The sequence below is a fragment of the Polaromonas sp. P1_E12 genome (genome assembly GCF_056405975.1).
Genome location: NZ_JBFUBB010000003.1, coordinates 154,744 through 171,288, shown reverse-complemented (window position 1 = coordinate 171,288; position 16,545 = coordinate 154,744). Strand labels below are relative to the sequence as shown.

The following is a 16,545-nucleotide window of genomic DNA, read 5'->3' as shown; positions in this document are numbered from 1 at the left end:
TTGATTTGCTCAACTAAGCCATTAATTTGATCAACTTACTGACTTTTATTTGGCACAGCCCCTGCGGACAATGGAAAACAACACAAGACCGGGAGCCCCATGATGGTTGACTACATTGGCATTGAAAGCATTCAGAAAATCGTGCGCCAGCGCGGCGCCGCCGCCTTTATTGAAGGCCTGGCCGGCGAAATAGAGCACGACTACCGGCGCTGGAACGACTTTGACAAGTCGGCGCGCCACGCCATCCACTCCCCCGACGGTGTGATTGAGCTCATGCCCACCAGCGACGGGCACCAGTACTCCTTCAAATACGTCAACGGCCATCCCAAAAACACCGAACTGGGTTTGCTGACTGTGACCGCCTTCGGCGTACTGGCTGATGTGGACACCGGCTACCCCTTGCTGCTGTCAGAGCTCACCATCACCACCGCATTGCGCACGGCAGCCATGTCGGCACTGGCCGCCAAGTGGATGGCCCGCCCCGGGAGCCGCGTGATGGCGATCATCGGCAACGGCGCGCAAAGCGACTTTCAGGCGATCGCCTTTCACCACATGCTGGGTATACGCGAGATGCGCCTGTTTGACATTGACGCGGCCGCCAGCGATAAACTGGCCCGTAACCTGCATGCGATGGGGCTGCAGGGCCTGAGCGTGACGATTTGCCAGTCCGCCGACCAAGCCGTGCAAGGAGCCGACATCGTGACCACCATCACTGCCGACAAACGCAACGCCGTCATCCTGACGCCGGAGATGATCCGGCCCGGCATGCACCTGAACGCCGTGGGCGGTGACTGCCCGGGCAAGACCGAGCTGCACGCCGACATCCTGCTGCGCAAAGATGCGCGTGTGGTGGTCGAATTTGAACCTCAGTCGCGCATTGAGGGTGAGATCCAGCAAATGCCGGAAGACTTCAAGGTGGCGGAATTTGCCGATGTGCTCAAGGGCACTGCCCAAGGCCGCGCGTCGCCGGAAGAAGTCACCATTTTTGATTCGGTCGGTTTTGCGCTGGAGGACTATTCCGCCCTGCGCTACCTGCACAAGCTGCAACTGGCCGACGCCGCCAACCGCCGCCAGATCGACCTGGTGCCTCATCTTGACGACCCCAAAAACCTGTTCGGCCTGCTGGCATCTGCCACAGCGCCGACCGTCAAGGCGCCCCGCATTTCCCCCATCCCTGAAATGGCACGTTGATGACCAAGTCTGTTGACCTGATTGGCGCTCCCACCGACATCGGTGCGGGCAGCCGCGGCGCCTCCATGGGCCCCGAAGCCTTGCGCGTGGCGGGCATCCGCGAAGCGCTGCACGGCCGCGGGCTGGAAGTGTTCGACACCGGCAACCTGGCCGGCCCCACCAACCCATGGCTGCCGCCCGAGGAGGGCTACCGGCACCTGGACGAGGTGGTCGCCTGGAACAAGGCGGTGCACGAAGCGATGTACCAAAGCCTGGCGGACGGCCACCTGCCCATCTTGCTGGGCGGCGACCACTGCCTGGGGATTGGCTCGATCAGCGCGGTGGCGCGCCACTGCCGCGATACCGGCAAGACCTTGCGCGTGCTCTGGCTGGACGCACACACCGACTTCAACACCAACGCGCTCACACCCACCGGCAATGTGCACGGTATGCCGGTGGCGGTGCTCTGCGGACACGGCCCGGCCGAGCTCACCAGCATCGGCGGCTCGGTGCCTGCCATGAGCGCCAAGGCGATACGGCAAATCGGCATCCGCAGCGTGGACGAGGGCGAAAAGCGCTTTGTGCGGCAAGAGGGCCTGGAGGTGTTCGACATGCGCTACATCGACGAGATGGGCATGCGCCACACCATGGAAAAAGCGCTCTCGGGCATGGACGCCAACACCCACCTGCATGTGAGCTTTGACGTGGACTTCCTCGACCCGTCGATCGCACCAGGTGTGGACACCGCCATCAAAGGCGGCCCCACCTACCGGGAGGCGCAGCTCTGCATGGAAATGATTGCCGACACAGGCCTGCTCGGCTCACTCGACGTGATGGAGCTCAACCCGGCGCTGGATGTGCGCAACGGCACGGCCGAGGTGGCTGTGGATCTCATTGAGAGTTTATTTGGCAAGAGCACGCTGATGCGGGCTTGACAGGATAGAGGTTTCAGAGTTCCGTCACCGCCGCCAGGCGGCGCATGATCTGCTGGACGACATCGCTCTGCATATCGCGGTACAGCAGGGCTTCTTCGGCCTCCTTTGCCAATACCGCGGACTCATTGAAGCTGATGTCGCGCTGCTGCATGATTTCAGTGTCGGGGATGAGTTCCTTGCCCGCCAGGGTACGCAGCTTGAAGCGAAAACGCAGGCGCAGCTGAAACTCGCGTACCTGGCCCGAAGCATTGCGGCTCAGGATAACTTTTTCGCGCTGATCGCCCAGTGCATCGAGGACGACTTGCGCCTCATTGATCCTGCGGCCATCCGTGATCACCTCCACTTTGCGGGTCGCCTGCAGCGAACGCCTGAGTTCCACGCCCAGCGGTGAGGTTTCAGCCAGGCCCGAATAGAGTGTGGTGAAGGCAAAGGTGGGGGCCTTGCGCAGCGCGAAGCCGCATCCGCTCAGGCTCAGGGCGGCAACAGAAGCCGACAGGGAAAAGAATGTGCGACGCTGCATGGGCTGCCTTCTTTGGGTTGATGCGGTCTCAAATGACTCAGATGACGATGTTGACCAGCCGGCCTGGCACCACGATCACCTTCTTGGCGGGCGCACCTGCGGCCTGTTTGACGAATGCCTCGGATGCCAGCGCAGCCGCTTCAATCGCAGCCTTGTCGGCACCGGCGGGAACGGTGACAGAACCGCGCAGCTTGCCGTTGATCTGCAACACCAGCTCGATCTCATCCTGCTGCAGCGCGACTGCGTCGACTTCGGGCCAGGGGGCGTCGAGCAGTTCACCGTGCCGCGCCGCGTAGCCGAGCTGTGACCAGAGCGCATGCGCCAGATGCGGCGTGGCCGGGTAGAGGCAGCGCAGCAGGATGCTGAAGCCTTCGCGCAGCGCAGCGTTTGCACCTGCAGACGAGGCACCTTTAAAGTCCTCCATCGCGTTCAGCAACTTCATGTTGCCCGACACTACCGTGTTGTACTGCATGCGCTGGTAGTCGTAGTCAATCTGTTTGAGCACTGTGTGAATTTCCAGGCGCAGCGCTTTGGTTTCCTTGTCAAAAGAGGCTGTAGCACCCGATGGCTCTGCGCCCTCAGCTCCTGAATTCATAGCATGGAGCTTGACGCCGAAGTTCCAGACACGGCGCAGGAAGCGGTAGGAGCCTTCGAGCGCCGCATCGTTCCACTCCAGCGTGGTGTCGGGCGGCGCGGTGAACATGGTGTAGAGCCGGGCGGTGTCCGCGCCGTACTTTTCGATCAGGTCCTGCGGGTCGACGCCGTTGTTCTTGGACTTGGACATCGTGGTCCAGCCCTCGTAAGGCACCGGCAAGCCGTCGGCCCTGGAAGTGGCGGAGATCACCTTGGCGTGCTCGTCGCGCACGATATCGAGCTCGTGCGCCCAGAAATACTGCTTGCCGGTGGTCACGCGCGAGAAGGCCTCGTTGAGCACCATGCCCTGCGTGAGCAGCTTGGTGAAAGGCTCGTCGACCTTCACCAGGCCCAGGTCACGCATCACCTTGGTCCAGAAGCGGGCGTAAAGCAAATGCAGGATGGCGTGCTCGATACCGCCGATGTACTGGTCCATCGGCATCCAGTAGTTGGCGCCTTCGGCCACCATCTTGTCGCCGTTCTTCGGGTCGCAGTAGCGCATGAAGTACCAGGACGAGTCGACAAAGGTGTCCATGGTGTCGGTCTCGCGGCGGCCGGGCTTGCCGCAGACGGGGCAGACCACGCCGGCATGAAAGCCCGCGTGCTTGTGCAGTGGGTTGCCCGAGCCGTCGGGCACGCAGTCTTGCGGCAAGACCACGGGCAGGTCTTTTTCAGGCACCGGCACGGCGCCGTGCTCTTCGCAGTGGATGATGGGAATGGGCGTGCCCCAATAGCGCTGGCGGCTCACGCCCCAGTCGCGCAGGCGCCAGGTGGTTTTCTTCTCGCCCAGGCCTTTGGCCGCCAGGTCGGCGGCCACGGCGTCTACCGCAGCTTTGAAATGGAGTCCGTCGTATTTGCCGGAATTGATGGTCACGCCCAGCTGCTTGTCGCCATACCAGTCGGCCCAGGCGTCCAGGCTGTAGGCCTGGCCCTTGACGTCGACCACCTGCTTGATCGGCAGTTTGTATTTTTTGGCGAACTCGAAATCGCGCTCGTCATGTGCGGGCACGCCCATCACGGCGCCGTCGCCGTAGCTCATGAGCACGTAGTTGCCGACCCAGACTTCCACCTTGTCGCCAGTGAGCGGATGCGTGACGAAGAGGCCGGTGGGCGCGCCTTTTTTCTCTTGCGTGGCCAGCTCGGCTTCGGTCGTGCCGCCGGCCTTGCATTCTTCAATGAAGGCGGCGATTTTTGGATTGGACACGGCGGCGTGCTGCGCCAGCGGGTGCTCCGGCGCCACGGCGCAGAAGGTCACGCCCATGATGGTGTCGGCGCGCGTGGTGAAGACATACATCTTCCCCTCGCCGATCAGCTTGCCGAAGGCGTCCTGGATGTCGTGCGTGAACGCAAAGCGCACGCCTTCGCTCTTGCCGATCCAGTTTTCCTGCATCAGCTTGACGCGCTCGGGCCAGCCGGGCAATTTGTTGCTGACGCTGTCGAGCAGTTCGTCGGCGTACTGGGTGATCTTGAGGTAGTAGCCCGGGATCTCGCGCTTTTCCACCACGGCGCCGGTGCGCCAGCCCTTGCCGTCGATCACCTGCTCATTGGCCAGCACAGTCTGGTCGACCGGGTCCCAGTTCACGACCTGGGTCTTGCGGTAGGCAATGCCTTTTTCCAACATCTTCAGAAAGAGCCACTGGTTCCACTTGTAGTAGCTCGCGTCGCAGGTGGCAACTTCGCGGCTCCAGTCGATGGCCAGCCCCATCGCCTGCATCTGCTTTTTCATGTAGGCGATGTTGTCGTAGGTCCACTGCGCCGGCGGCACGCCGTTCTTCATGGCGGCGTTTTCGGCCGGCAGGCCGAAGGCGTCCCAGCCCATGGGCATCAATACGTTGTAGCCCTTCATGCGCAGGTGGCGCGTGAGCATGTCGTTGATGGTGTAGTTGCGCACGTGGCCCATGTGCAGCTTGCCGCTGGGGTAGGGCAGCATGGAGCAGGCGTAGTACTTCTTGCGGCTGGCGTCTTCCGTCACGCGGTAGGCGTCGGCTGCGGTCCAGTGGGCTTGAGCGTCGCGCTCAACGTCGAGGTGGTTGTATTTGTCTTGCATGGAGAACCGGAAAGGCGAAAACGGGATAACAAAATGGAGGCCGTGAAAGGCTCCGGCCCCGCCATACGGGGCCACGCGGCCAAAGGGCGATCCCCGATTTTAGATGCTGGGCGGCTCTGCGCAGGTTACCGGGCCGCCGCAGGGCTGGCAGCCGCGGACGGAACAGGATCTGCCACAAAGCCGATGCGGTTGAGCCCGGCTTTTTGCGCCACGCCCATGACTTCCACGACTTTCCCGTAAGGCACGGCTTCGTCCGCGCGCAACTGCACTTCGGTGTCGGGATTCTGGCCGGCAGTTTCCGCCAACCGGCGGGCAAGTTCATCCAGGCCCAAGGGCTTGTCATTCAGGAAAGCCTGGCCGGCCCTGTCGACCACCAGCGTGACGAATTTCGGCGCATCTGCCGGCTTGGCCGCCTCGGTTTTTGGCAGGTCGAGCCGGATGGTGCTGGCCAGCAGCGGAGCTGTAATGATGAAAATGACCACCAGCACCAGCATCACGTCGACCAGCGGCGTGACGTTGATGTCACTCATGGGCTGCGGGCCCTGGGTACGTTCGAGGCGGCCGAAACTCATGAGCCCCCACGCTTTTCACTTCGTGGGCCTGCGGCGGTACGCTGCCCCTTTCCCCAAATTTTGGGGCCATTTTTTCCAGGGGCGGCCCGTCGAAAAAATGTGCTTTTCATTTTGATGACGCTGTTGATAAAAACAGTTCGCGCAAATCGCGTGCAAAGCCTTCGAGGTCGGCCTCGATACGGCCGACGCGACGGCCGAAAATGTTGTACGCCAGCACGGCTGGAATCGCTACCGCCAGGCCTGCCGCCGTCATGATGAGCGCTTCGCCGACGGGGCCGGAGACTTTGTCGATGGTGATCTGGCCGGCTGAAGCGATGCCGACAAGTGCGTGGTAGATGCCCCAGACCGTACCCAGCAGCCCCACAAAGGGAGCCGTAGAACCGACGGTAGCCAGCAGCACCTGACCGAACTGCAGCTTGTCCAGGATGTCATGAAGGGCGTCGCGCAACACGCGGGTGAGTTGCTGGGACTTGTCGCCCGCCGACGCCAGCGTACCGCCGGCCTGGATGTCCGTGGCAACAATGAGAGGCAACACCAGCGCCTCGCGGTCGAAGGCGGCAACTTTCTCCCGGGCTTGTTCTACAGAGGTCGACTGCCAGAAAGCAGCGGTACTGCGTGCCACGTCTTTGGCGGCACGCTGAAGCAGCCAGGCCTTCCACAGGATCACGACCCAACTCGCGACCGACATGGCCAGCAACAAGGCCGCCACCAGCTGGCTGACGATGCCGCCCTGGGTCATCAGGCTGAAGAAGTCCATCAGGTTAAAACCTCCGAAACTGCCGTGGCCGGCACCGCATTCATTTTTTCAGGCCCAGTACGTCAAACATGTCAAAAAGGCCGGTGGCGTGCGAATCGAGGAAGCGCGCGGCACGCAAGCTGCCCTGGGCATAGTTGGCCCTGCTGGATGACTTGTGGGAAATTTCGATACGCTCGCCGGTGCCCAAAAACATCACGGTGTGGTCACCCACCACGTCGCCGCCACGCACGGCCGCAAAACCGATGGTCGACGGGTCGCGCTCGCCCGTCACGCCTTCGCGGGCATAGACGGCGCAATCCTTGAGGTCGCGACCCAGCGCACCGGCAATCACTTCACCCATCTTGAGTGCGGTGCCGGATGGGGCATCCACCTTGTGGCGGTGGTGCGCCTCGACGATTTCGATGTCATAGCCGGTAGACAGGGCCTGAGCAGCCATCTCGAGCAGCTTGAGCGTGACGTTGACGCCTACGCTCATGTTCGGAGCCATGACGATGGCGATGTCTTTGGCCGCCGAGGCTATTTCGGTTTTCTGCGCATCGGAAAAACCGGTGGTGCCGATCACCAGCTTGACACCCAGCTCGCGGCAAGCCGCCAGATGGGCCAGCGTGCCTTCGGGACGCGTGAAATCAATCAGCACGCCGGAATCTTTCAGGCCCTGCCGAAGATCGGCATTGATCAGGACGCCGCTCATGCGTCCCGAAAAGGCGGCGGCATCGCTGCCGATGGCGGGACTGGAAGCCACATCAAGCGCACCGGTCAGCTGGCAGTCGGCACTGGCGCCGACGGCCTCAATCAGCATCTGGCCCATGCGGCCGCTGGCGCCCGCCACCGCGACCCGGTGCCGTCTGGCCTGGGTCGCCTGGATTGAGCCGGCCCCGCTCACTGTTTCGGGCTTTCGAGCGGCGGATAGGAGGCAGACGGAGAGCCCGCCGGCGTACTGGTGGGCGCCGAAGTGGCTGCCGCCGGATTGGCTTTGACCTTTGTGGAAGCCTTGGTGAGCTGCTCTTCGGTGGCTTCCAGCACGGGCACATCGCCCAGTTTGCGTCGGTTGCCCAGTTTGGCAATGAATTCAGTTTCGCTCGGCATGGCGTCGCCTTCAAAGCGCTCCAGCTGGTCACCCTTGAAAAACACGGTGTATTTGTACGACTGGGGCTCCACGCCCTGGCGCTTCAGCGTAAAGACGTAGTCCCAGCGGTCGCCATGAAACAGGCTGGCCATCAGGGGCGTTCCCATGATGGCCTTGACCTGTTCACGCGTCATGCCGGGGCGAAGCAGCTCAACCTGCTCCCTGGAGACAAAATTGCCCTGAATGACGTCCACCTTATAGGGCGTGACCCAGTTGACCGGGTTGATCGAACTGCTGCTCATGTTGCTCAGGCTGCTGCAGGACGCCAGCACCGTGCAGGCCAGGAGCAGGAAAGCGGTTTTGGCGCTGTAACGATGATTTGCAGGCATGGCTGACATAGTGAGGGGGTGTAGCGATATGATCGTTCATTGTAGCGGCTGGGGACCCCCGGCCGGCACCTGCCCAGAAGGGTCGCACCACCGCTTTACACAGCGGTTTCACCCAGAGAGTTTTCCCATGAGCAACATCGACGAACTGAAAAACACCGGCCTCAAGGCAACCCTGCCACGCCTGAAAATCCTGGAGATCTTCCAGGCGGGCAAACAGCGCCACATGACAGCCGAAGATGTGTTCCGGGTGCTGCTGGAAGACCGGTCGGACATCGGCCTGGCCACGGTCTACCGGGTACTGACCCAGTTCGAGCAGGCCGGACTGCTGAACCGCAGCAATTTCGAATCGGGCAAAGCGGTCTACGAGATCAACGAAGGCCAGCACCATGACCACCTGGTCTGCCTCGATTGCGGCAAGGTCGAGGAGTTTTACGACGCCGAGATCGAAAAACGCCAGAATGCCGTCGCCAAAGCCAAGGGCTTCACCATTGCCGATCATTCACTGTCGATCTATGCCAACTGCACCAAGGACAAGTGCCCCAACCGCAACGGCGCACCGGTACGGCATCATCACGCCTGAGTTTTGAGAAAAAATGGCCTGAAACCCTTTGCTCACTTGCGCAAGCAGCTACTAATTTGATAGCAATCTAGAAATCCACCGCGTAGAAGGTGTGAAGAAACCGTAGCGAGCGGTCCGAGGTCGCGAGGATTCTGTTCCAGCAGGGGCCGCGGAACCGGCTTTGCCGGGCCGCAGGCGCAGCGGCCCCCTCGGGGGCAGGGAGCTACACGCAGTGAGCGACCGTGGGGGCCCTAGTCATCCTGTTCCATGGCGCGGCGGTGCCGCTCCACGAAATCCTGGTAGGTATTGATGCCGCGCAGCTGCAGGATCGCATTGCGCACGGCGGCCTCGACCAGCACGGCGATATTACGGCCGGCTTCCACCTGGATGATGACCTTGCGCACCGGGATGCCCAGCACGTCCTGCGTCAGCGGCTCATACGGAATGCGTTCGTAATCGCGCTCCAGCGTCTCGCGGCGCACCAGGTGCACGATCATTTTCAGGCGCATCTTGCGGCGCACCGCCGTCTCCCCAAAAATGGCCTTGATGTCGAGCAGGCCGATGCCGCGTACTTCCAGCAGGTTTTGCAGCAGTTCCGGGCAGCGTCCTTCAATCGTGGTCTGGTTGATCCGGTACAGGTCTACCGCATCGTCGGCCACCAGGCCGTGTCCGCGCGAAATCAGTTCCAGCCCCAGTTCGCTTTTACCCAGTCCGGATTCACCGGTGATCATGACGCCCAGGCCCAGGATGTCCATGAACACGCCATGCATGGAAGTGCGGTCGGCAAAATGCTTGGACAGGTAGGCCCTGAGCACGTCAATCACGAAAGCAGCCGACTCGGGCGTAGCGAACATCGGCAACTGGGCGCGTTCGCACATGGACAGCAGCGTGTCCGGCGCAGTCTGGCCGTCGGCGACGATCAGCACCGGCGGCTCCAGCGTGATGATGCGGGAAATGCGCCGGGCGCAGTCTTCGGGGCTGGCATTCGTGAGGTAAGCAACCTCGCGTTCGCCCAGGATCTGCACGCGGTAGGGATGAATGTAGTTGAGGTAACCGACCAGGTCAGCACCGGAGCGTGCAGCCCGCACGGCAACTTCGTCAAAACGCCGCTCGGAGGCCCCGAGGCCGGCAACCCATTCCCATTTCAGGGCGGCGCGGTGGTCTTCAAATAAAACGTCAGCGCTGACAACGGTGGGCTTCATGCGGCCTTGTACTTTTCCTGTTCAAGACCCTGCCGGGCCGGACAGCGTGCAACCGTGCAACACCACATCTAAGAACTGACTTCGTGGACGGAGTGCCAGGAAGCAATCAGGTTGTGCAGCGCAGCGGCATCGGTGCTGGTCTTGAGTTGCTCGCGCAAGGAGCTGTCGCTGAGCAATTCGGCAATTTCCGAAAGAATTTCGAGGTGCTTTTGAGTGGCTGCCTCGGGAACCAGCAGAAAAATCAGCAGTGCCACGGCCTGTTCGTCCGGCGCATCGAAGCCAATAGGCGCCTGCAACAGGAAAACGGCCGCCATGGGGGCCTTGAGGCCCTTGATCCGGCCGTGCGGAATCGCCACGCCATGGCCGAGCCCGGTGGAGCCCAGGCGTTCGCGGGCGAACAGGCTGTCCGTGATCAATGCGCGGTTCAGGCCATGTTGGTTTTCAAACAGCAGACCGGCTTCCTCGAAAGCGCGTTTCTTGCTGGTTGCTTCAACGCTGACCAGAACCTGGGAGGGGGGCAAAATTTGCGAAAGACGGTTCATAACAATCTTTTAGTCGCCGAATTATGCACTTTGCAGCGGGTTGACCGCAAAAAAGGCATTAAAAAGCCGCTTGGCGCCACAAGCGGCTTCGGCGTCTGGTTTGGCGCGCCTGCAGATGCCCTGCAGATTCGCCGCGACAGAAAACGTGCGATGCAGGTTTTCCGCCTGCACGCCATCGGTGACATGCGGCCCTTCGGGAGAAGCCGCACACCCTGAAAAAGGGACAGCCCGAAAAGACCTTCAGGCCTGGCGCTTGGCAGCAACGTGGTGGTGATCCTGGGTTCTGGTTTTGTAACGCCCAACCTGACGGTCCAGCTTGTCTGTCAATTCATCAACTGCGGCGTAAAGATCAGCGTGGGAGCTCTCGGCAAACAGGTCGCGGCCCTTGACATGCACATTGCATTCGGCCCGCTGGCGTCTTTCCTTTTCTTTCATGTTGTCCACTGTCAACAGGACTTTTACGTCTACTACCTGGTCGAAATGCCGGGTAATCCGATCCAGCTTGCTTGTCACATAACCGCGTAGCGCGGGGGTAACTTCAAGATGGTGGCCGCTGATCGTCAAGTTCATAAAGAGACTCCTTTTTCCAAGGTTGGAGCTGGGTTGAAAACACTGCCGGGCCCATGAAGGCGAGGCAGCGGACGGGGACACTCTCTTGGATTCACTATGCGCCCGATGCCCCGCAATTGCAACCTTGCGCCGCAATAAATAATGAAACCTTATGAAAAACTCCTTGACCCCATTTCACTGCATGCGCTGCGTGCTGGCGTGCCGCCCTGACAGCGCCTGAAGGCCTTTGATTCTTCTGGATTTTTACCAAGTCAAACCGTGTAGCGGCCAAGCCAGCGGACTTGCAGGAAGTCTTTCGCGGCGGCATCATGCTGACACAATTGCCCGCAGCCGGCCCGGCCCCATCAATGGGGCAATGGCAAAGACTGAAACAGCGCCCCATGGCGAAAAAACCATAACACCAGCCGATCAAGCTCATGCCCCGCCTGCTTTCACCACGTCCGCCGCATACCCGGCCCGGCCATGTCGCTTGAGACCATCATTTCTTCTGCGTTAACCCGCCCTGACGAGGCGCAAAATGCCCTTGTCCTCATGGGCGGCGGCGCACGCACGGCCTACCAGGCGGGAGTGCTTCACGCCCTGTCAACCATGCTCAGCGTGCAGGGCGGTGCGGCTGACCCGAAATTCCCGTTCAAAATCCTGGTGGGCACGTCAGCCGGTGCGTTGAACGCGGCCTTCCTGGCAAGCCATGCGGGTGAAGGCTTGCAGGCGTTCGGCCGATTGGCCAATTTCTGGACCACATTGCGCTCATCGCAGGTTTACCAGCTCAAGGTTCCCGCGTGGATCCGCTCAAGCCGCATTGCGGCGGCGCTGTTTTTGTCGCAGCAGGTGCGGGCGCAACAATCCCTGCTGGACAACACACCGCTGGTCGACACCTTGCACCATGCCATTTCGCTGGGCCATATCGAGCAGGCGCTGCAGGATAAAACCCTTCACGCGCTGGCCATCACGGCCTCCAGCTACAGCAGCGGCGTGCACTGGACGTTCTGCCAGATGGCTGCCGGCCGCCACGCCGATCTCTGGAGCCGGCCAGGGCGGCGTGCAGAGTTCCAGCCCGTCACCATCGAACACCTGATGGCTTCCAGCGCCATTCCCTTCCTGTTCCCCTCCACACCGCTCTGGGTGGACGGCCACCGCGAGTTCTTTGGCGATGGTTCCATGCGCCAGAGCTCCCCGCTCTCACCCGCCTTGCACCTTGGGGCCAGCAAGGTGCTGGTGATCGGCGTGGGGCAACCCGAGCGCGCCGGTTTCGTCGGCAGCAACGGGCCGAACGTGAGCGGCCGGCCCACGCTGGGCGCCATTGCCGGCCATGCCATGGCCAGTGTGTTTCAGGACACGCTGCAGGCCGACGTGGAGCAGGCTCAGCGCGTGAGCAAAACCGTGCGGCAGATGCCGCGCGAAATCGCGGCTGTCATGCCCTACCGGCCCGTCGACGTGTTGGCGATTGCACCGTCACAGTCGCTCGACGCACTGGCACAAGCCCACGCCGGCGAATTACCGCGGGGAACCTACAACGCGCTGGCTGGCCTGGGTGCGCTGGGCGCCAAAGGCAGTCCGGGAGGCGCCGCACTGGCCAGCTACCTGCTTTTCGAACCGGGGTTTGTCAAGGCGCTGATGGCGCTGGGCGAACAGGACGCTTACGCGCGAAAGAGCGAGCTCATCGAGTTTTTTATGTAGCGCAAGCGGTGGATAAACCAGGTGTGAAATGCCATAATCGCCGCTTATTCATTACGGAGAAATCCTTGGAAAGCAGTCCTAGTTGCTAGCTTTCAACACCGCAGACTGACGCCAGGCTTGCAAAGGCTCACGTTGAAAAGGGGGGTTGAAAGCGATGCCATATCCCACCGCCCTTTTACCGCGCTTTCGCGCAAGGCCTGAGCGTTCGCCTTGTGCCGGCCCCTGAACCGATAGGCAGTCAGTCATGCTCAATATTTTCACGCTGGCCAGCGGCCGGCTTTTCCAGGAAGAAATCGAATCCCTGGAAGAACTCTCCAAATTCCAGCCCATCTGGGTGGATCTGGAGTCTCCCACCCTCGAAGAAAAACGCTGGATCAAGCAGTACTACGGGTTGTCCATTCCGGAAGACGCGATGGACGAGGACATTGAAGAGTCCGCGCGCTTCTACGAGGAAGACAACGGCGAGCTGCACATCCGCTCCGACTTCCTGATTGCCGACGACGAAGAACCGCGCACCGTGCGGGTGGCTTTCATCCTGAACCTGGTCAACGACGACCTCAAGAGCAAGGGTGTGCTGTTTTCCATCCACGACGAAGACGTGCCGGTGTTTCGCCTGCTGCGGATGCGCGCGCGCCGCGCCCCGGGGCTGATCGAGGATGCCAAGGAGGTGCTGCTCAAGCTGTTTGACGCCGACGCCGAGTATTCCGCCGACACGCTGGAAGGCGTTTATGTCGAGCTCGAAAAAGTAAGCGCGCAGGTGTTGTCGGGCGACGTGACCGACGCCCTGGCCGGCGAAGTGCTGGGCGCCATTGCCCGCCACGAAGACCTGAACGGCCGCATTCGCCGCAACATGATGGACACGCGCCGCGCTGTCAGTTTCATGATGCGCAGCAAGATGCTCAACGCCGAGCAGTTCGAGGAAGCGCGGCAGATTTTGCGCGACATCGACTCGCTCGATTCACACACCGCTTTCCTCTTCGACAAGATCAACTTCCTGATGGATGCCACGGTCGGCTTCATCAACATCAACCAGAACAAGATCATCAAGATCTTCTCGGTGGCCAGCGTCGCCCTGCTGCCGCCCACGCTGATCGCCAGCGTGTACGGCATGAACTTCAAGGGCTACTTCCCCGAACTGGAATGGGCATATGGCTACCCATATGCACTGGGACTGATGATTGCCAGCGCGGTGGTGCCCATGTGGTACTTCAGGAAGCGTGGTTGGCTGCAATAAGGTCGTCTGCCGCGTTCTGGATCGTTTTGGGCGCTGAATTTTGCATCAAATCGGCCTGTAATCCAATAAAGACGAGCGCGAGCAGCTATTAAATAGATAGCAATCGCTCAGGCAGAAATCGTCGGCAGCAACTTTTCAACAATGGCGCGCGCGTAGACGCTGGCCACTTCCGCCACAAATGCCGGAAAGTCCACGTGCGCGGTGTCGTCGGCGCGGTCGGAAATCGTTCTCACCGACGCAAACGCCACGCCGTAGTCATGGCAGACCTGTGCCACGGCCGCACCCTCCATCTCGACCGCCAGCGGCGTGTGGCCTGCTGCAATCAGCGCCGCACGGATACCGGCAGCTTCCTGCGCGCTGCAGACAAAACGGTCGCCGCTGATCATCAGCCCGCGGTGGACGCGCGCAGACGGATACGCCGGCACCGTACCGGCAGCCAGCGCCGCCGCGTGCAATAACGACGTCAAAGCCGCGTTGCTTTCAAAAACCGTCTTGCCGTACAGCGGCACCTCATAGCGGGGAAACAGCGGTGAGGCGTCCATGTCATGCTGCACAAAACTGTCGGCCACCACCACATCGCCCACATTCACGCTTTCGCCCAGCCCACCGGCTACACCGGTGAAAACAATGCGGCCGGCCTTGAAGTGCTCGATCAGCGCCACCGCCGTGGTGGTAGCCGCCACTTTGCCGATACGCGCGAGCACCAGCACGACCGGGTGGCCGTGCAGGGCACCAAGCCAGAACTCACGGCCAGCGCGCTTCACCTGCCGCGCGTTTTCCAGCAGGTCAATCAGGCCGGACTGCTCTTCAGCAAGGGCGCTGAGGATGGCGGTGGGTGCGCGGGGGAAGGTGTCAGCGGAAGTCATGGCCTGATTTTGCCCGCGCTTTCAACACCGGGGACGCAGAAAAAAGGGCAGCTTGCGCCGCCCTCTAGAAAACCTGCCGCGCAAGCGCGGCGAGCTCTGAAACTTGCCGTTTATTTCTTGTCGCGCAGTTCGCGGCGCAGTATCTTGCCGACCGGCGTCTTGGGCAGGTCGGTGCGGAACTCCACCACCTTGGGCTGTTTATAGCCGGTCAGGTTGGTTTTGCAATATTCGCGCACTTGCGCTTCTGTCAGGTCGGGGTTCTTTTTGACAATGACCAGCTTCACAGCTTCGCCGGATTTTTCGTCGGCAACGCCCACACAGGCGCATTCCATCACACCGTCGAGCTTGGAGACCACGTCTTCAATCTCGTTCGGGTAGACGTTGAAGCCGCTCACCAGAATCATGTCTTTCTTGCGGTCGACAATCTTGAAGAAGCCGTTTTCATCAAGGACTCCAATGTCGCCGGACTTGAAGTAGCCGTCGGGCGTCATGACCTTGGCGGTTTCATCGGGGCGTTGCCAGTAGCCGGCCATGACCTGCGGCCCCTTGATGGCGATTTCACCGGGCTGGCCGGGTGGCACTTCGTTGCCGTCGTCATCAAGGAGTTTGAAATAAGTACCGGGAATCGGCACGCCGATGGTGCCGGTGAAGGCTTTGCTGTTGGTCGGATTGCAGCTAGCCGAGGGTGATGTCTCGGACAGGCCGTAACCTTCGCAGACCGGGCAGCCGGTTTTTTCAAGCCACAGTTTGGCGACCGCACCCGTGACCGCCATGCCGCCGCCCAGCGAAATCTTCAGGTGCGACCAGTCAACCGTGTTGAAGTCCGGGTGGTTGGCCAGGCCGTTGAAGAGCGTGTTGACCGCTGGGAAGCTGTTGATCTTGTGCCTGGAGAGCTCTTTAAGCACAGCCGTCAGGTCACGCGGATTGGGGATCAGGATGTTTTTGCTTCCGGTACGCATGCCCAGCATCATGTTCACGGTGAATGCGAAGATGTGGTACAGCGGTAGCGCGCAGACATACGTGAGCTGCTCGCCGGCCGGCAGGGCCGCCATGGCCGGGCTGTTCCAGGCTTCGGACTGCAGCACATTGGCGATCACGTTGCGGTGCAGCAGCACGGCGCCTTTGGAAACACCGGTGGTGCCGCCGGTGTATTGCAGTACGGCCACGTCGTCGGGTTTGATGTCGGGCCGCTTGAGCGTCAGGCGCGTGCCCCGCGCCACAGCGTCGTTAAAACGCACGGCGCCGGGCAGGTTGAAGGCCGGCACCATCTTCTTGACGTTGCGCACCACATAGTTGACGAGTGCGCCCTTGAGCATGCCCAGCTGGTCGCCCATGGCGCACAACACCACGTGCTTGACGGGCGTGGCGGCAATGCACTGCTCGAGCGTGTTGGCGAAGTTTTCGATGATGACAATCGCCTTCGAACCGGAGTCCTTGAGCTGATGCTCCAGTTCGCGCGGCGTGTACAGCGGGTTCACATTGACCACCACATAGCCGGCGCGCAGGATGGCCGCCACGGCTACCGGATACTGCGGCACGTTGGGCATCATGATGGCAATGCGGTCGCCTTTGGCCAGGCCCAGGCTCTGCAGGTAGGCACCGAAGGCGAGCGACAGGCTGTCGGTCTGGCCGAAGGTCACGTCCTTGCCCATGAAGCTGTAGGCGACGCGGCTGCCGTGTTTCTTGAAGCTTTCCTCCATCAATGCGACCAGCGACGGGTACTGGGACGCGTCGATATCGGTAGGAACGCCCGGCGGATAGGCTTTGAGCCATGGGCGGTCAAGGGTCGCTGCATTCATGTTTGTC

At 61.3% G+C, this 16,545-nt stretch carries 17 protein-coding genes; 6 read left to right on the top strand and 11 right to left on the bottom strand.

Going from position 1 to position 16,545, the window contains the following annotated elements; all coding sequences use genetic code 11:
- The first annotated feature begins 102 nt into the window (after positions 1 to 102).
- Positions 103 to 1,191, top strand: coding sequence for an ornithine cyclodeaminase (locus AC1D13_RS10675; protein ID WP_457281658.1), 1,089 nt, complete (start codon positions 103 to 105; stop codon positions 1,189 to 1,191).
- On the top strand, positions 1,191 to 2,105 hold the full coding sequence (gene rocF, locus AC1D13_RS10670; protein ID WP_477689513.1) for an arginase: 915 nt from the start codon (positions 1,191 to 1,193) through the stop codon (positions 2,103 to 2,105). The genes AC1D13_RS10675 and rocF overlap by 1 nt, the downstream gene beginning before the upstream one ends.
- 13 nt (positions 2,106 to 2,118) lie before the next feature.
- Here rocF and AC1D13_RS10665 read toward each other — a convergent pair whose 3' ends face one another.
- The 6 genes from AC1D13_RS10665 to AC1D13_RS10640 form a co-directional block, all read right to left on the bottom strand.
- A complete protein-coding gene (locus AC1D13_RS10665; protein ID WP_477689512.1) occupies positions 2,119 to 2,625 on the bottom strand; it encodes an LPS-assembly lipoprotein LptE in 507 nt (168 codons plus the stop codon).
- Between the two features lie 37 nt (positions 2,626 to 2,662).
- On the bottom strand, positions 2,663 to 5,305 hold the full coding sequence (gene leuS, locus AC1D13_RS10660) for a leucine--tRNA ligase (protein WP_477689511.1): 2,643 nt from the start codon (positions 5,303 to 5,305) through the stop codon (positions 2,663 to 2,665).
- Between the two features lie 125 nt (positions 5,306 to 5,430).
- Entirely contained in the window at positions 5,431 to 5,877 is a 447-nt protein-coding gene (locus AC1D13_RS10655) for an ExbD/TolR family protein (protein ID WP_477689510.1), read from the bottom strand.
- A gap of 106 nt (positions 5,878 to 5,983) precedes the next feature.
- Positions 5,984 to 6,634, bottom strand: coding sequence for a MotA/TolQ/ExbB proton channel family protein (locus AC1D13_RS10650; RefSeq protein WP_457281491.1), 651 nt, complete (start codon positions 6,632 to 6,634; stop codon positions 5,984 to 5,986).
- Positions 6,635 to 6,674: 40 nt separating this feature from the next.
- Positions 6,675 to 7,517: a 4-hydroxy-tetrahydrodipicolinate reductase gene (dapB, locus tag AC1D13_RS10645; protein WP_477689509.1), complete on the bottom strand. Its 843-nt coding sequence runs from the start codon at positions 7,515 to 7,517 to the stop codon at positions 6,675 to 6,677.
- Positions 7,514 to 8,089, bottom strand: a complete 576-nt coding sequence (locus tag AC1D13_RS10640; RefSeq protein WP_457281493.1) for an outer membrane protein assembly factor BamE — start codon at positions 8,087 to 8,089, stop codon at positions 7,514 to 7,516. The genes dapB and AC1D13_RS10640 overlap by 4 nt, the downstream gene beginning before the upstream one ends.
- A 127-nt stretch (positions 8,090 to 8,216) precedes the next feature.
- Between AC1D13_RS10640 and fur the strand changes: the two genes are divergently transcribed.
- Positions 8,217 to 8,669 (top strand): ferric iron uptake transcriptional regulator, encoded by a 453-nt coding sequence (gene fur, locus AC1D13_RS10635; protein WP_457281494.1) that lies wholly within the window; start codon positions 8,217 to 8,219, stop codon positions 8,667 to 8,669.
- Between the two features lie 230 nt (positions 8,670 to 8,899).
- Here fur and hprK read toward each other — a convergent pair whose 3' ends face one another.
- Together hprK and AC1D13_RS10625 are read right to left on the bottom strand one after the other, a co-directional pair.
- Positions 8,900 to 9,850, bottom strand: a complete 951-nt coding sequence (hprK, locus tag AC1D13_RS10630) for an HPr(Ser) kinase/phosphatase (protein ID WP_457281495.1) — start codon at positions 9,848 to 9,850, stop codon at positions 8,900 to 8,902.
- Positions 9,851 to 9,918: 68 nt separating this feature from the next.
- A complete protein-coding gene (locus tag AC1D13_RS10625) occupies positions 9,919 to 10,392 on the bottom strand; it encodes a PTS sugar transporter subunit IIA (protein WP_457281496.1) in 474 nt (157 codons plus the stop codon).
- Between AC1D13_RS10625 and AC1D13_RS10620 the strand changes: the two genes are divergently transcribed.
- Positions 10,282 to 10,608 carry a hypothetical protein gene (locus tag AC1D13_RS10620; RefSeq protein WP_457281665.1) on the top strand — a complete coding sequence of 109 codons (327 nt, stop codon included), beginning with the start codon at positions 10,282 to 10,284 and terminating at the stop codon, positions 10,606 to 10,608. The genes AC1D13_RS10625 and AC1D13_RS10620 overlap by 111 nt on opposite strands.
- A 24-nt stretch (positions 10,609 to 10,632) precedes the next feature.
- Here the strand turns inward: AC1D13_RS10620 and hpf are convergent, their stop codons facing one another.
- The gene (hpf, locus tag AC1D13_RS10615) at positions 10,633 to 10,962 is read right to left on the bottom strand and encodes a ribosome hibernation-promoting factor, HPF/YfiA family (RefSeq protein ID WP_007872838.1); all 330 of its coding nucleotides are present in this window, start codon (positions 10,960 to 10,962) and stop codon (positions 10,633 to 10,635) included.
- 462 nt (positions 10,963 to 11,424) lie between these two features.
- Between hpf and AC1D13_RS10610 the strand changes: the two genes are divergently transcribed.
- Together AC1D13_RS10610 and corA are read left to right on the top strand one after the other, a co-directional pair.
- Positions 11,425 to 12,639 carry a patatin-like phospholipase family protein gene (locus tag AC1D13_RS10610; RefSeq protein ID WP_457281497.1) on the top strand — a complete coding sequence of 405 codons (1,215 nt, stop codon included), beginning with the start codon at positions 11,425 to 11,427 and terminating at the stop codon, positions 12,637 to 12,639.
- A 244-nt stretch (positions 12,640 to 12,883) separates the two neighbouring features.
- The gene (gene corA / locus AC1D13_RS10605) at positions 12,884 to 13,873 is read left to right on the top strand and encodes a magnesium/cobalt transporter CorA (protein WP_477689508.1); all 990 of its coding nucleotides are present in this window, start codon (positions 12,884 to 12,886) and stop codon (positions 13,871 to 13,873) included.
- A 107-nt stretch (positions 13,874 to 13,980) separates the two neighbouring features.
- Here the strand turns inward: corA and AC1D13_RS10600 are convergent, their stop codons facing one another.
- Complete coding sequence (locus AC1D13_RS10600; RefSeq protein ID WP_457281499.1) at positions 13,981 to 14,739, bottom strand: 5'-methylthioadenosine/adenosylhomocysteine nucleosidase; 759 nt, start codon at positions 14,737 to 14,739, stop codon at positions 13,981 to 13,983.
- 110 nt (positions 14,740 to 14,849) lie between these two features.
- Entirely contained in the window at positions 14,850 to 16,538 is a 1,689-nt protein-coding gene (locus AC1D13_RS10595) for a long-chain-fatty-acid--CoA ligase (protein WP_457281500.1), read from the bottom strand.
- Positions 16,539 to 16,545 lie beyond the last annotated feature (7 nt).

Bases quoted from the DNA above. Each gene is read 5' to 3' on its own strand.
- AC1D13_RS10665 (WP_477689512.1), bottom strand. From the start codon at position 2,625: ATGCAGCGTCGCACATTCTTTTCCCTGTCGGCTTCTGTTGCCGCCCTG.
- fur (WP_457281494.1), top strand. From the start codon at position 8,217: ATGAGCAACATCGACGAACTGAAAAACACCGGCCTCAAGGCAACCCTG.
- hpf (WP_007872838.1), bottom strand. From the start codon at position 10,962: ATGAACTTGACGATCAGCGGCCACCATCTTGAAGTTACCCCCGCGCTA.
- AC1D13_RS10625 (WP_457281496.1), bottom strand. From the start codon at position 10,392: ATGAACCGTCTTTCGCAAATTTTGCCCCCCTCCCAGGTTCTGGTCAGC.
- AC1D13_RS10655 (WP_477689510.1), bottom strand. From the start codon at position 5,877: ATGAGTTTCGGCCGCCTCGAACGTACCCAGGGCCCGCAGCCCATGAGT.
- hprK (WP_457281495.1), bottom strand. From the start codon at position 9,850: ATGAAGCCCACCGTTGTCAGCGCTGACGTTTTATTTGAAGACCACCGC.
- rocF (WP_477689513.1), top strand. From the start codon at position 1,191: ATGACCAAGTCTGTTGACCTGATTGGCGCTCCCACCGACATCGGTGCG.
- AC1D13_RS10640 (WP_457281493.1), bottom strand. From the start codon at position 8,089: ATGCCTGCAAATCATCGTTACAGCGCCAAAACCGCTTTCCTGCTCCTG.
- AC1D13_RS10610 (WP_457281497.1), top strand. From the start codon at position 11,425: ATGTCGCTTGAGACCATCATTTCTTCTGCGTTAACCCGCCCTGACGAG.
- AC1D13_RS10650 (WP_457281491.1), bottom strand. From the start codon at position 6,634: ATGGACTTCTTCAGCCTGATGACCCAGGGCGGCATCGTCAGCCAGCTG.
- AC1D13_RS10595 (WP_457281500.1), bottom strand. From the start codon at position 16,538: ATGAATGCAGCGACCCTTGACCGCCCATGGCTCAAAGCCTATCCGCCG.
- corA (WP_477689508.1), top strand. From the start codon at position 12,884: ATGCTCAATATTTTCACGCTGGCCAGCGGCCGGCTTTTCCAGGAAGAA.
- AC1D13_RS10600 (WP_457281499.1), bottom strand. From the start codon at position 14,739: ATGACTTCCGCTGACACCTTCCCCCGCGCACCCACCGCCATCCTCAGC.
- AC1D13_RS10675 (WP_457281658.1), top strand. From the start codon at position 103: ATGGTTGACTACATTGGCATTGAAAGCATTCAGAAAATCGTGCGCCAG.
- AC1D13_RS10620 (WP_457281665.1), top strand. From the start codon at position 10,282: ATGTTGGTTTTCAAACAGCAGACCGGCTTCCTCGAAAGCGCGTTTCTT.
- leuS (WP_477689511.1), bottom strand. From the start codon at position 5,305: ATGCAAGACAAATACAACCACCTCGACGTTGAGCGCGACGCTCAAGCC.